This window comes from Comamonas sp. FG99, from assembly GCF_057808605.1.
Genome location: NZ_JBMDII010000026.1, coordinates 1 through 13,881, shown reverse-complemented (window position 1 = coordinate 13,881; position 13,881 = coordinate 1). Strand labels below are relative to the sequence as shown.

Below are 13,881 nucleotides of genomic sequence, written 5' to 3'. Positions count from 1 at the left end.
GTGATTATTCCCCATAATTGCCTTCGCCGACCACCAGGTGGCCCGAGCGGATGGCCTGGATGGTTTCCTGGCGCACGGTCTCGCGGCTCAGCGTGGAGGGGGTGCGGGTGTCGGGGAAGTTCATGCGGTCGCCGACCACCGGCAGCGTGTCGTTGCGCTGGGCGGCGATGGCCTCGGCCTGGACCTGGGCGCGGGTCAGCGTGCTGGTGGTGGCAACCGGGGGAGCGTAGGAGCCTTCGCCTTCGAAGATCGAGCCGGCCTGGGCAGCGGCGGCGCCCAGTGCAAGCGCGGCGGCAATGGTGGCAATACGTGCGTTCAACATTTTTCAATCCTTTCCACAGTGGCGGTCGGCCCCATGGTCGATCGCTTCGTTGAGCTGGAGCGTTGAGCTTTTTGTGCTTTTCGTTCAACGATGGAGAAAGTATAGATTTGGGACGGCCGAAGATAAATCACCTGAATCAGAACTCATTGTTCCGATGTCGATAACAATCTGGGTGAAAGTATCTGGGTAATCCCGGGGCTGTATCCGCCGGTTGAGCATGGTGTCTTCGCCGACCGGCAGCGTCCGGTTCTCGAACATGGGGCGAAGTCCCGATGCGGTGAGACTTGCAGCGTCGCCACCAGCGGCTGTCTGGTGCGCTTGCCCTGCAGGCGTTGGAATTCCTCCGCGGCGATGGCCACGACTTCATCGCGGCCATGCTCGTTAAGGTGCCGAGGCCCTTCGCGGCGAACGCGCCGCACCGGCTCGCTGAGCCGGGCGAAGCGCTTACTTCTCGACGAAGGCGCGCTCGACCACGAAGTCGCCGGGGGTGGTGGTATTGCCTTCCTTGAAGCCGCGCTTTTCGAGCAGCTCCTTGAGTTCGGCCAGCATCGCCGGGCTGCCGCAGAGCATGATGCGGTCGGTCTCGGGGTTGAGCTCCGGCAGGCCGATGTTCTGCGGGAAGGTGCCGGCGTTGATCTGGTTGGAGATGCGGCCGTGGTTGCGGAAGGGCTCACGGGTGACCGTGGGGTAGTAGATGAGCTGCTCGCGCACGATCTCGCCCAGCAGCTCGTGTTCGGGCAGTTCTTTTTCAAACAGCTGCTGGTAGGCCAGTTCGGCCGCATGGCGCACGCCGTGCACCACCACCACCTTCTCGAACTTCTCGTAGGTCTCGGGGTCGCGCGCCACCGACAGCCAGGGCGCAAGGCCCGTGCCGGTGCCGATCAAATACAGGTTCTTGCCGGGCAGCAGGTAGTCGATCAGCAGCGTGCCGGTGGGCTTCTTGCCGACGATGACGGTGTCGCCGACCTGGATGTGCTGCAGCTTGCTGGTCAGCGGGCCGTTGTCCACCTTGATGGACAGGAACTCCAGGTGGTCTTCGTAGTTGGGGCTGGCGATGGAGTAGGCGCGCAGCAGGTTCTTGCCATCCACCTTCAGGCCGATCATCGTGAAGTGGCCGCTGGAAAAGCGCAGCGCCGGATCGCGGGTGGTGGTGAAGGAGAAAAGGCGGTCGGTCCAGTGGTGGACGGACAGCACGCGTTCTTCGAGAAAAGCGCTCATGGCAGTGACTCTGGCAATGTGAAACGGATGGAACGGCTTGCCCGGGTAAACCTGGAGAGCAAGCAGGTTGTATATCTATAAACGCTATTGTTCCCGATTCCTACAACATAGATGTTATAAGGGAATATCCGCGGGTTGGAAGCTGCGCCAGATCAAACTGCGTGCAATCCTAGAGTGTCAGAAGTTGTCCAGGATCTTGGAGATGGAGGTCGATGCCAGCAGCACATGGGGCAGCAGCTCGGCTTCGACCTTGGCCGCGGTCCAGCGCGTGGACGGCACCGAGATGTTGATCGCGCCGATGGGCAGGCCGTTGTGGCCGGTAATGGGCGCGCCGACCGAGATGTCGCCAATCACCGTCTGGTTCTGCACGATGGCGAAGCCGTCTTTTTCGGCCTGCTCGATGTGGCGCATCAGCACCTCGGGATTGGTCTCGGTCTGGGCGGTGATGCGGGCGATGGGCGTGGCGGCGATGATCTGCTCGCGCATGGCCGGGTCGAGCCGCGCGAGCATGGCCCGCCCCGAGGCGGAGTAGATCGCCGGCAGGCGCGAGCCCACGGTGAAGTCGGAGTTGAACAGGTGCCGGCCCGGGATGCGCGCGATGAAGACGATTTCGTAGCCGTCCAGCTCCTGCAGGTTCGAGGTTTCGCCGAGCACATGCGTCATCTCGACCAGGTAGGGCGAGGCGCGATCGATGATGCGGCGCGAGCGCAGGTAGTTGTACGACAGGCTCAGCACCTCGGGCGCGAGGCCGTAGAGGTTGGTGCCGGGCAGGCGGCGGATGTAGTGCAGGTGCTCCAGCGTGTAGATGATGCGCTGGGTGGCGCTGCGGTCCAGCCCGGCGGCGCGGGCGATCTCGGCGATGGACATTTCGCGGTGCGTGTCGCGGAAGGCTTCCAGCACCTGGAAGGCCTTGGCCACCGAGCCCACGAACAGGGACGATTCGCGGGGGTCGGCCTCGGCGGTGGCAGTGGTTCTGGGGTGGCGCATCAGTGCTCGGATCGGCAAGGGTTGTTCTTAAAAATCATAGCTGCTGGCGCTTGTATATCAATACATTCAAAGCGAAAAATATCTAAATTTCAATCAGGGTAAGCGCCAGCAGCTCATGTTTTTTCAGGCGATGTAGCTGGCATCCAGGCGGGCGGCCTGTACCGCGCCCAGCAGGCGCAGCGTGGTTTCGAATTCGCTGTGCAGGATGGCCAGGACTTCGGCCGCGCCCCGCGGCCCGCGCGCGGCCAGGCCATACAGCGGCGCCCGCCCCAGCAGCACCGCGTCGGCCCCGAGCGCCAGCGCCTTGGCGATATCGCTGCCGCGGCGTATGCCTCCATCGACAAAGATGCGCATCTTGCCATGAAGCGCGCCGGCAATGGCGGGCAGCTGCTCCAGTGGGCTGGGCGCGCCGTCGAGCTGGCGCCCGCCGTGGTTGCTGATGACGATGCCGTCAGCGCCGGCGCTTAGCGCCCGCATGGCATCGGGCACGGTGAGCAGCCCCTTGACGATCACCGGGCCCTGCCAGTGCCGGCGCACCCAGGCGAGGTCGTCCCAGGTCAGGGCCATGTCCATCTGGCGGCTCATCGCGGCGGCCTGCTGCTGCAGGTTGGCGGCCATGCCCGAGCTGCGCGCCAGGTTGACGAGCTGGGGCGAGCCGCGCTGGCGCAGCATGCGCAGACACCAGCGCGGGTGGGTCGCCAGATCGGCGAGCAAGCGCATGGTCCACGGGATCGGCATGCGAAAGCCGTTGCGGATGTCGTGGTCGCGCTTGCCGTGGACCATGGTGTCCACGGTGAGCATCAGCGCGGAAAAGCCCGCGGCCTGCGCGCGCGCCATCATGCTTTCGGCGATGCGCCGGTCTTTTTGCACATACAGCTGCAGCCACAGGTCGCCGCTGCTGGCGGCGCGCACATCCTCGATCAGCGAGGTGGAGGCGGTGGACAGCACGAAGGGCACGCCGGCCTGCTGCGCGGCGCGGGCCAGCACCTCTTCGGCGCGCGGCCAGTACAGGCCATTGAGGCCCGTGGGGCCGACGAAGACCGGCAGCGCCTGCCGGCGGCCGAACAGCTCGATGCCGGTATCGACCTCGGAGACATCGACCAGCGCCCGGGGCTGAAAGGTGACCCGGCCCCAGGAGGCGAGGTTGCGCGCCATGGCGTGGCCGTCCTCGGCGCCGCCTTCGAGGTAGTCGAACGCGAAGCGGGCCAGGCGCCGGCGCGCCAGCGCACGGTAGTCCTTGACGGCGGGCAGCATCTCAGAGTGTCTGCTCATGTGCGAGGCGCTGCTGCAGCTCGGCGCGCAGCCGCGTGGCCAGTGCGGGATCGCAGGTCACCAGCGGTGCGAGCAGGTGCGGCGCGTGCACGCCCACCAGGTCCCACACGGCTTTCATCGGGCCGGGGTTGGTCTCGGCGAAGGCCATGTCCATCAGCGGGATCAGCTCGCGGTGCAGCCGCTGCGCCTCGGGCGTCTTGCCCTGGGCCAGCAGCTGGTACATGGCGTTCCAGGTCTTGGGAATGAGGTTGGCCGTGACGACGATGCCGCCCTGGGCGCCGGCTGCCATGTGCACGGGCAGCAGCGTGTCTTCGCCGCTGAGCACCGAGAAGTCGCTGGAGACGCCGGCCACCACTTTCAGGAAGTGGTACATGTCGGTGTTGCAGGCCTTCATGCCGATGATGTTCTCGTGGCGCGAGAGCTCGTGCAGCACCTCGGGAGCGATGGCGATGCGGGTGCGGTACGGGATCTCGTAGATCACCACCGGCAGCGGCGATGCGTCGGCGTAGCGCAGGAAGTAGTCGCGTATGCCCTGCTGGGTGGGCGTGGTGTAGTAGGGCGTGAGCACCATCAGCGCGTCGGCGCCGGCGGCGGCCAGGGCCTGGCCCGCGTCCATCGCGTCATGAAAGCCCGGGTCGAGCACGCCGGCGATTACCGGCAGGCCGGGGTCGAGGTGCTCGCGCACCAGCGACACCATGCGGGCGCGCTCGCTGCGCGACACCGCGCCGTATTCGCCGGTGCCGCCCAGCGGCACGGTGCCTCGGATGCCGCTGCCCGCCAGGTGGGCCAGCAAGGCCTTGAGCGCGGCGGCGTCGATGCGGCCGTCGGCGGTGACCGGCGTGGCCAGGGCCGGGAAGATGCCCTTGAGGGTTTGCGAGGTGATGCGTTGGGTCATGGTGGTTCTTTGCGTCAAGCGGAGGTGCGGCGGCGCAGCCAGTCCGCACAGGTGATCAGGATGCCGATGAAGGCGAACAGGCAGGTGGAGACCGCGGCGATGACCGGTGAGATCTGCAGCGTCACCTCGTCCCAGAACTGCTTGGGCAGCGTGGAGCTGAGGCCGCCCGAGGCGAATAGCGAGATCGTCAGCTCGTCGAACGAGGTCGCGAAGGCGAACAGGAAGGACGAGGTCAGGCCCGCGGCGATGATGGGGAAGGTCACGTAGCGCAGCGTCTGCCAGGGCCGTGCGCCCAGGCTTTGCGCGGCCAGGTCCAGCCGCGTGTCGTAGTTGCGCAGCACGGCCATCATGGTCATCACCACGTAGGGGATGGCGATCACCGTGTGGCCCAGCACCAGGCCCAGCGAGGTGCCCACCAAGCCCACCTTGGCGAAGAAATAGAACATGCCGACGGCGATGATCATGCGCGGGATGATCAGCGGCGCGAGCACGAAGCCCAGCACCAGCGCCTTGCCGCGCATCTGGCCGCGCACCAGCAGGAAGGCCACCGGCGTGCCGACGGCCATGGCCGCCAGTGCCGCCAGTGCCGCGAAGAAGCCCACGGTGAAGGAGCGCAGCGTGGCCGACAGCCATAGCGGCGAGGCCAGCATGTCCTGGTAGTGCTGCAGCGTGAAGCCCTGCGGCGGCCAGTTCAGCCCCGACTTGCCGGCGAACGACATCGGGATCATCAGCAGCGCCGGCACGCTCAGGAAGAACAACAGCACGATGACCACCAGGCGCAGCGGCGTGGAGTCGCCCTGCTGCACCTCGCGGCGGCGCGATCCGGGGATGCGTGGCACCAGTGCCAGCAGCTTGTCGCTGGCCGTGCCCAGCAAGCCCAGCAGCGTGTCGCAGAGGTTGCGCATGGCACCGCTGCCGTGGCTGGACTTGGTGGACTGCGCACCGGTCATGGTGGACAGGCCCAGCACCTTGTCGTAGAGCGCGAACACCGCCAGCACCACCACCAGGAGCAATACCGAGATCGAGCCTGCGAAGCCCCAGTTCATCACCTGCAGCACCTGCTCGATGATGAGCTGGGTGATCATGGTCTCCTTGCGGCCGCCCAGCAGCTGCGGCACGATGAAGAAGCCCACCGCGGTCACGAACACCATGATGGCGCCCGCGGCCACGCCGGGCATGGACAGCGGAAAGTACACGCGCCAGAAGGCGGTGCCGGGGCGCGCGCCCAGCGTGAGCGCGGCGCGGGGCAGGTTGCGGTCGATGTTCTCCATCACCGACAGCATGGTCAGCACCGCCAGCGGCATCAGCGCGTGCACCATGCCCACCAGCACCGCGCCGAAGCTGTAGAGCATGTTCGACGGCGCATCCGCGAGGCCCAGCGCCAGCAGCAATTGGTTGACCACGCCGTTGCGGCCCAGCATCACGATCCAGGCGAAGGCGCGCACCAGGAAGCTGGTCCAGAACGACAGCAGCACCCAGAACACCCAGCGGCTCTTGCGCTCCTTGCCAAGCGACGAGACCAGGTAGGCCACCGGGTAGCCGCCGACGATGGACAGCAGCGCGGTGATCAGCGAGATCTTCAGCGTGATCAGCATGGTGTCCAGGTACACCGACGAGGCGAACAGCTGCTGGTACTTGCCCAGCGTGAAGGCGCCGTTGCTGTAGATGCTGAGCAGCAGCAGCTGGCCCACCGGGTAGACCAACAGCACCAGGAACAGCAGCACCAGCGGCGCCGCCATCAGCGCGGGCTTGACCCAGGCGGGGCGGGGGGCGGCGGCGCGGCTCATGATGGCTCGGGCACCGCCACGGCGTCGGCGCAGGACCAGCCGAAGCTCACGGCGGCGCCTATGCCAAAGCCCTGGGTGCTGGCGGAGGTGGGAAAGGACAGCACGATGGGGCTGTTGCCCAGCTGCGCCGACGATAGGTAGAGCTTGGTCAGCCCGCCAGTGATCATGGTGTCCATCACCTGGCCGGTGAAAGACTGCTGGGCGTTACCTGGGGCGCAGCCCACGGTGATGTTCTGCGGCCGCACCATCACCTGCACGGCCGAGCCGGCGGACAAGGGCTGGTGGGCCGAAGCGCGGATTGCCGCACCCGTGCCCGCCAGCGCGATTTCGGCTTGGCCGCCCGCGGCCTGCACTACTGTGCCCTTGAGCAGGTTGCTCTCGCCCAGGAAGTCGGCCACGAAGGGCGTGCGTGGGCGGAAGTACAGCTCGGCCGGCGAGCCGAGCTGCTCGATGCGGCCGCCGTTCATCAGGCAGATGCGGTCGGACATGGTCATCGCCTCTTCCTGGTCGTGCGTGACATAGACGATGGTAGTGCCCGATTCGCGGTGGATGCGCTTGATCTCGAGCTGCATGTGCTCGCGCAGCTTCTTGTCCAGCGCGCCCAGCGGCTCGTCCATCAGCACGATGGAGGGCTTGTAGACCAGGCAGCGCGCCAGCGCGATGCGCTGCTGCTGGCCGCCCGACAGCTCCTTGGGAAAGCGCTGCGCCACATGCGGCAGGTGCACCAGCTCCAGCGCCTGCTGGGCGCGCTGCATCGCGGTGGCGCGGTCCAGCTTGCGCATCTTCAGCGGGAAGGCGATGTTCTCCGCGATGGTCATGTGCGGGAACAGCGCGTAGTTCTGGAACACCATGCCGATGTCGCGCTCGTAGGGCGCGCCATAGGTCACGTCCCGGCCATTGATCAGCAACTGGCCCTCATCGGGCACGGCGAGGCCGGCGATCATGCTCAGCAGCGTGGTCTTGCCCGAGCCCGAGGGACCAAGCAGGGTCAGGAACTCGCCCTCGGCGACCTGCAGGTCGGTGGGATGCAGGGCCACGAAGGAGCCATAGCGCTTGGCGAGCCCGGCGATCGACAGTTTCACAGTCTTCATTTCATTTGCTCCATTGCGCTGCATACCATTCGCGGCGCATGAAACTGGCGTTGCCCATCTGCGGGACGGCCAGCAAGGGCCGCCCCGCAGCAAAGGCCGTCGTCCCCCTCGGGGGGAAGCGGCGCAGCCGCTCAGGGGGGGTCATTTGAGGACCCAGCCGTTGAATTTCTCAATGACCGCAGCCTGGTTGGCCAGCCAGTACTTGGCGTCGATCTGCAGGCCGTTCTGGATGTTGTCGGGGAAGGTGGGGCAGTGCCGGGCCAACTCGGGCTTGATGTGCTTGAAGGCCTCGGGCTGGGTGACGCCAGCGGCGAAGTACTGCACCAGCGAAGCCATGCGCTGCGGCTCGGAGGCGAACTTGATGAACTCGCGGCAGGCGTCGGCATTGGGCGTGCCGGCCAGGATGGACCAGCTGTCCACGCCCCAGATGTTCTGGTTCCAGACGATGCCGATGTTGGCGCCGTCGGCATTGGCCGACTGCGGGCGCGACACCCAGGTGGCGATCAGGTCCACCTCGCCAGACTTGAGCATCTGCTCCACCTGGGCGCCGGAGTTCCACCACACGTCCACCTTGGGCTTGATCTGGTCCAGGGCCTTGAAGGCGCGATCCAGGTCCAGCGGGTAGACCTTGTCGTTGGCCACGCCCGAGGCCATGAGCGCCTCTTCCAGCGTGTCGAAGGGGTGCTTGCGCAGTGCGCGGCGGCCGGGAAAATCCTTCACATTCCAGAAGTCGGCCCAGGACTTGGGCTCGGGCCGGCCCTTGAAGGCTTCCTTGCGGTAGGCCAGCACCGTGCTGTAGACGTTGGTGCCTACGCCATAGGGCGACATGTACTGCGCGGGAATGGTCTTGACGAAGGGGTCGTTCTCCAGCCCGTGCTTCTCCAGCATCACCTTGCCGCCCGAGGTCAGCAGCAGGATGGCCGGCTGGCTGATCTTGGCCATGTCCCAGGTGTAGTTTCTGGTCTCCACCATGCTGCGGATCTGCGCCACCGGCTCGGCGCTGGCCTGCACCGCGACCACCTCGATGCCGGTCTTTTGCGTGAAGGGCTTGTAGTACACCGCGCCATAGGCCTTGGTGTAGATGCCGCCGTCGTCGCGCACCACGATGCGCTTGGACTGGGCGCGCGCATAACGCAGCACCGCAGGGGCGGCGATGAGCCCGGCGCCGGCGGCCGCGGCCTTGAGCGCCTGGCGGCGGGAAACCTGGGAGGCTTGCTGGGCACAGCGGATGTCGGTCATCTTGGACTCCTTTCAATGGGAAGAGGGGGCGGGCAACAGGCGCCCGGGGTTGAAAAGCCGCTTGGGATCGAGCGCGTGCTTGATGGTCTGCATCAGGTCGATCTCGACCGGGGGCTTGAACAAGGCCATTTCCTCGGTTAGCACCTGGCCGATGCCGTGTTCGGCACTGAAGGTGCCGCCCAGCGTGTGCGCCACCTCGTTCACCGCTTGCTTCACCGCATGCGACAGGCGGTCCTGCTGCCCGGGCGTGAGCGCCTGCCAGTGCGCGAACGGGACCTGCGGGATGAAGTGCACATTGCCATCGCCCAGGTGGGCGACGACGATGATCGGCGCGCCCGGCAGCACGTGGTGCGCCGCCTCGGTGGCCTGCGCGATGAAGGCCGGCACCGCAGACAGCGGCACCGCCGGGTCGGTGTTGATGCCGATGCCCGCCTTCTTGTTGCCCTCGGAGACGCTATGGCGCACCTCCCACCAGTCCGCCTGCTGCTGGCCGCTGGTGGCCAGCGCCGCATCGAGCAGCAGGCTTTCGCTGGCGGCGGCCTCGAGCACCTCCTGGAGCGCGGTGGCCAGCACGGCTTCGCCGCCGGTGTCCGACAGCTCCACCAGCACATGCCAGGGATGCGCCGGGTTCAGTGGCGCGCGCCGGCCGTTCACATGTTGCAGCACGATGTTCAGCTGTACATCGTTCATCAGCTCGTAGGCCGACAGCGCTGCGCCGCAGCGGCGCTGGAGTCGCGCCAGCAGGCTGAGCGCCGCCTGCGGCGAATCCACCGCCAGCCAGGCCATGGCACGCGCGGTGGGCAGGGGGTGCAGCTTCAGCGTGGCGGCGGTGATGATGCCCAGCGTGCCCTCCGAGCCTATGAAAAGGTGCTTGAGATCGAAGCCGGTGTTGTTCTTGCGCAGACCGTACAGGCCATTCCAGATGCGCCCGTCGGGCAGCACCACCTCCAGCCCCAGCACGTTCTCGCGGGTATTGCCGTAGCGCAGCACGCCGGTGCCGCCCGCATTGGTGGCGATATTGCCGCCGATCTGGCACGAGCCCTCGGCGCCCAGGCTCACCGGGTAGAGGCGCTCGTGCGCCGCGGCGGCCTGCTGCACCGCGGCCAGCACGCAGCCCGCTTCGACCACCATGGAGTTGTTGGCCACATCCACCGAGCGCACATGGCGCATGCGGGCCAGGTTGACGAGCACCGTCTCGGGCCGGTCGGCGCGCGGAACGGCGCCTTCGCACAGGCTGGTGTTGCCGCCCTGCACGACGATGGGAACCTGGGCCTGCCGGCAGGCGGTGGCGATGGCCGACACCTGCTCCGCCGTGGATGGCAGGGCCACGCATTGCGCGCGGCCCTGGTAGCGCCCGCGCCAGTCGCTCAGGTGCCCCGCCATGTCTTCGCGGCTGCGAAGCACGGCGCTGTCGCCAAGCAGCGCCACCAAGTGCTCAACCAGTTCCATGCGCCTACCCATGCCATGTGTTCGAAGTCCACATGATGCAGCGCTCTCAATAAAATCAATATTAGATGAAATACGAATATATATAATCGTATAAAGATTAAAAAAGACATGCCAACAACCACGAGCCGGCAAGGGCAACGCAAAAGCCCGGAAGCGGCGACAATGGCGCGGTTTGAAACTGGCGGCCGCTGTTCTGCCGCATGATTGGCATCGCTCTGGAGATATCCGCATGAAGACATCGCTTGTTCGCCGCGCCTGGCTGGCCGGCGCCGCGTTCGCCCTGGCTGGCGCAGGCCTGGCCAGCCCCGTGGCCCATGCGCAGGACGTGATCAAGATCGGCGAGATCAACAGCTACAAGAACCAGCCCGCCTTCCTCGAGGCCTACAAGCGCGGCATGGAGCTGGCGGTGGACGAGGTCAACGCCAGCGGCGGCGTGAACGGCAAGAAGCTGGTGCTGATCACCCGCGACGACAATGCCAATCCGGGCGACACGGTGCGCGTCGCCGAGGAGCTGATCTCGCGCGAGAAGGTCGACGTGCTGGCAGGGGGCTTTCTGTCGAACACCGGCATGGCGCTGACCGACTTTGCCAAGCAGCGCAAGTTCTTCTACCTGGCGACCGAGCCGCTGACCGACAAGATGGTCTGGAGCAATGGCAATGCCTACACCTTCCGCCTGCGGCCCTCGACCTACATGCAGGTGTCGATGCTGGTGGAAGAAGCCCTCAAGCTCAAGAAAAAGCGCTGGGCCATCGTCTATCCCAACTATGAATACGGCCAGTCGTCGATCGCCACCTTCAAGGCCAAGATGAAGGCGGCGCAGCCCGATGTGGAGTTCGTCACCGAACAGGCCACGGTGCTGGGCAAGGTGGATGCCGGCAGCGTGGTGCAGGCCCTGGCCGATGCCAAGCCGGATGCGATCTTCAACGTGCTGTTCGCCACCGATCTGACCAAGTTCGTGCGCGAAGGCAACACGCGGGGCCTGTTCAAGGACCGCCCGGTGGTGAGCGTGCTGAGCGGCGAACCCGAGTACCTGGACACGCTGAAGAACGAGACGCCCGACGGCTGGATCGTGACCGGCTACCCGGTGCACACCATAGCCACGCCCGAGCACAAGGCCTTCTTCATGGCCTACCAGGCCCGCTTCAAGGACTACCCGCGCCAGGGCTCGGTGGTGGGCTACACCGGCATCAAGTCGCTGGCGGCGGGCATCAAGCAGGCCGGCTCCACCGATACCGACAAGCTGCTCAAGGCCTTCGAGGGCCTGCAGCTGCTGTCGCCCTTCGGCATGATCACCTACCGCGCCCAGGACCACCAGTCGACCATGGGCGCCTATGTGGGCAAGCTCAAGAAGGTCAAGGGCAAGGGCGAGATGGTGGACTACGTCTACCGCGACGGCAAGGATTACCTGCCATCGGACGAAGAGGTCAAGAAGCTGCGTCCGAACCCATGAAGCACCCCCTGAGCCGCTGCGCGGCTTCCCCCTCTCTCGCTGCGCGGGAGGGGGGCATGCGGGCAACCGACGACACCGCCGCTGCGGGGCGGCCCTTGCTCGGTGTCCGCAGATTCCGCTGTGCCAGCTGCATGCGTGCCAGGGCTGTGGAGAGTGATGTTGTCGCGCATGGGCTGAAAAGAGTCGGCGCGCCATGAGCTTTTCGGGGCTGTTGGTTCAATTGCTCAATGGCCTGGCGGGGGCTTCGTCGCTGTTTCTGGTGGCGGCCGGGCTGTCGTTGATCTTTGGCGTTACGCGCATCGTCAATTTTGCCCACGGCTCGCTGTACATGGTGGGCTTGTATGCGGCCTACAGCCTGGCCGAGGCGCTGCTGCCCCTGGGCGAGGGCTGGGCTTTCTGGCTGGCGATTCCGCTGGCGGCGCTGGGCGTGGGCCTGCTGGGCGCGGCGGTCGAGATCGTGCTGCTCAGGCGCATCTACCGGGCGCCGGAGCTGTTCCAGCTGCTGGCCACCTTTGCGCTGGTGCTGGTCATCAAGGATGCGGTGCTGTGGCTGTGCGGGCCCGACGAGCTGCTCGGGCCGCGAGCGCCGGGGCTGGCGGGCGCGGTGCAGATCCTGGGCCGGGCCTTTCCCAGCTACGACCTGTTCCTGATCGCGGCCGGCCCCTGCGTGCTGGGCCTGATCTGGCTGCTGTTGCACAGGACCCGGTTTGGCGTGCTGGTGCGCGCCGCCACCCAGGACCGCGAGATGGTGGCGGCGCTGGGCGTGCGCCAGGCCTGGCTGTTCACCGCGGTGTTCGCGCTGGGCGCGCTGCTGGCCGGGCTGGGCGGCGCGCTGCAGCTGCCGCGCGAGCCGGCGATGCTGGAGCTGGACCTGCAGGTCATAGGCGCGGTCTTCGTGGTGGTGGTGGTCGGCGGCATGGGCTCGCTGGTTGGCGCCTACCTGGCGGCGCTGCTGGTGTCGCTGGTCAAGTCGCTGTGCATCTGGCTGGGCGTGGTCGAGATCGCGGGCGTGGCGGTGGCGTTTCCGCAGCTCACGCTGGTGGCGGATTTTCTGGTGATGGCGGTGGTGCTGGTGCTGCGGCCCTGGGGGCTGCTGGGCCGGCCGCAGCCGCCGCAGCGCCACCGGGGCCTGCCCGAGCAGCCGCTGCGCGCGCCCAGCCGCAGCGCCATGGCCGCCGGTGCATTGCTGGCCCTGCTGCTGGCGACCGCGCCCTGGCTGGCGGGAGCTCAGTCGTACACGCTGGTGCTGCTGATTGATCTGCTGACCGCCGCGCTGTTCGCCGTGAGCCTGCATTTCCTGATGGGGCCGGCCGGCCTGCATTCGTTTGGCCATGCGGCCTATTTCGGGCTGGGCGCCTACGGCGCGGCGCTGCTGCTGCGCGCCCTGCCGATGGAGGCGGCGCTGCTGCTGGCGCCGCTGGTGGCCGCGCTCGGGGCCTGGGTGTTCGGCTGGTTCGCGGTGCGGCTGTCGGGCGTGTATTTTTCGATGCTCACGCTGGCGCTGGCGCAGATCACCTGGGCCACCGCCTTCCAGTGGGATTCGGTCACCGGCGGCAGCAACGGCTTGACCGGCATCTGGCCGGCCGCATGGCTGTCGGACAGGCGCTGGTTCTATGGGCTGACCCTGGCGCTGGCGGCCGCGGGCGTGCTGTGGCTGTGGCGCGTGCTGCATGCGCCGTTCGGCTATGCGCTGCGCGCGGGGCGCGACTCGCCGCTGCGCGCCGAGGCGATCGGCATCGACGTGGCGCGCCTGCAGTGGCGCGGCTTTGTGCTGGCGGGCGCGGTGGCCGGGCTGGCCGGGGCCTTGTTTGCCTTCTCCAAGGGCAGCATCTCGCCCGAGGCCATGGGCGTGGCCAAGTCGGTCGACGCTCTGGTGATGGTGCTGCTGGGCGGGGTGCAGACCCTGGCCGGGCCCATTGTGGGCGCGTTCGGCTTCACCTGGCTGCACGATGCGCTGGCGCGCAACACCGACTACTGGCGCGCCGCGCTGGGCGCTGTGATGCTGGCGCTGGTGCTGCTGTTCCCGCAGGGGCTGGCGGGCTATGCGGCGCTGGCCTGGCGGCGGGTTTTCAGGAAAAATCCGACCTAGTACATCGTTTCATCAAAACATTAACGATCAAGTCATTTGAAAGTCGAAGCTCTTCCACTGGAATCGGACCGGCTGAGCGTTC

11 protein-coding genes are annotated in these 13,881 nt (G+C 66.8%); 2 read left to right on the top strand and 9 right to left on the bottom strand.

The features are described from left to right. Nucleotides 1-4 precede the first annotated feature (4 nt). From ACODRX_RS17290 to ACODRX_RS17250, 9 genes are all read right to left on the bottom strand, one after another. Entirely contained in the window at nucleotides 5-322 is a 318-nt protein-coding gene (locus ACODRX_RS17290) for a DUF4148 domain-containing protein (protein WP_488872774.1), read from the bottom strand. A gap of 444 nt (nucleotides 323-766) precedes the next feature. After that, nucleotides 767-1,540, bottom strand: coding sequence for a ferredoxin--NADP reductase (locus ACODRX_RS17285; RefSeq protein WP_488872773.1), 774 nt, complete (start codon nucleotides 1,538-1,540; stop codon nucleotides 767-769). A gap of 177 nt (nucleotides 1,541-1,717) precedes the next feature. Then, nucleotides 1,718-2,527 (bottom strand): IclR family transcriptional regulator, encoded by an 810-nt coding sequence (locus ACODRX_RS17280; protein WP_488872772.1) that lies wholly within the window; start codon nucleotides 2,525-2,527, stop codon nucleotides 1,718-1,720. Nucleotides 2,528-2,650: 123 nt separating this feature from the next. After that, the gene (locus ACODRX_RS17275) at nucleotides 2,651-3,781 is read right to left on the bottom strand and encodes an alpha-hydroxy acid oxidase (RefSeq protein ID WP_488872828.1); all 1,131 of its coding nucleotides are present in this window, start codon (nucleotides 3,779-3,781) and stop codon (nucleotides 2,651-2,653) included. 1 nt (nucleotide 3,782) lies between these two features. Continuing rightward, nucleotides 3,783-4,694: a 4-hydroxy-tetrahydrodipicolinate synthase gene (gene dapA, locus ACODRX_RS17270; RefSeq protein ID WP_488872771.1), complete on the bottom strand. Its 912-nt coding sequence runs from the start codon at nucleotides 4,692-4,694 to the stop codon at nucleotides 3,783-3,785. Between the two features lie 14 nt (nucleotides 4,695-4,708). After that, nucleotides 4,709-6,481, bottom strand: a complete 1,773-nt coding sequence (locus ACODRX_RS17265) for an ABC transporter permease subunit (protein WP_488872770.1) — start codon at nucleotides 6,479-6,481, stop codon at nucleotides 4,709-4,711. Beyond that, nucleotides 6,478-7,572, bottom strand: a complete 1,095-nt coding sequence (locus ACODRX_RS17260; protein WP_488872769.1) for an ABC transporter ATP-binding protein — start codon at nucleotides 7,570-7,572, stop codon at nucleotides 6,478-6,480. The genes ACODRX_RS17265 and ACODRX_RS17260 overlap by 4 nt, the downstream gene beginning before the upstream one ends. A gap of 141 nt (nucleotides 7,573-7,713) precedes the next feature. Next, nucleotides 7,714-8,811 carry an ABC transporter substrate-binding protein gene (locus ACODRX_RS17255; protein WP_488872768.1) on the bottom strand — a complete coding sequence of 366 codons (1,098 nt, stop codon included), beginning with the start codon at nucleotides 8,809-8,811 and terminating at the stop codon, nucleotides 7,714-7,716. 12 nt (nucleotides 8,812-8,823) lie between these two features. Further along, the gene (locus ACODRX_RS17250; protein ID WP_488872767.1) at nucleotides 8,824-10,260 is read right to left on the bottom strand and encodes an FAD-binding oxidoreductase; all 1,437 of its coding nucleotides are present in this window, start codon (nucleotides 10,258-10,260) and stop codon (nucleotides 8,824-8,826) included. 229 nt (nucleotides 10,261-10,489) lie between these two features. On the opposite strand from ACODRX_RS17250, the gene ACODRX_RS17245 reads away from it, so the two are divergent. Continuing rightward, the gene (locus tag ACODRX_RS17245) at nucleotides 10,490-11,710 is read left to right on the top strand and encodes an ABC transporter substrate-binding protein (RefSeq protein WP_488872766.1); all 1,221 of its coding nucleotides are present in this window, start codon (nucleotides 10,490-10,492) and stop codon (nucleotides 11,708-11,710) included. A 193-nt stretch (nucleotides 11,711-11,903) separates the two neighbouring features. Beyond that, a complete protein-coding gene (locus ACODRX_RS17240) occupies nucleotides 11,904-13,799 on the top strand; it encodes an ABC transporter permease (protein ID WP_488872765.1) in 1,896 nt (631 codons plus the stop codon). Nucleotides 13,800-13,881: the final 82 nt, after the last annotated feature.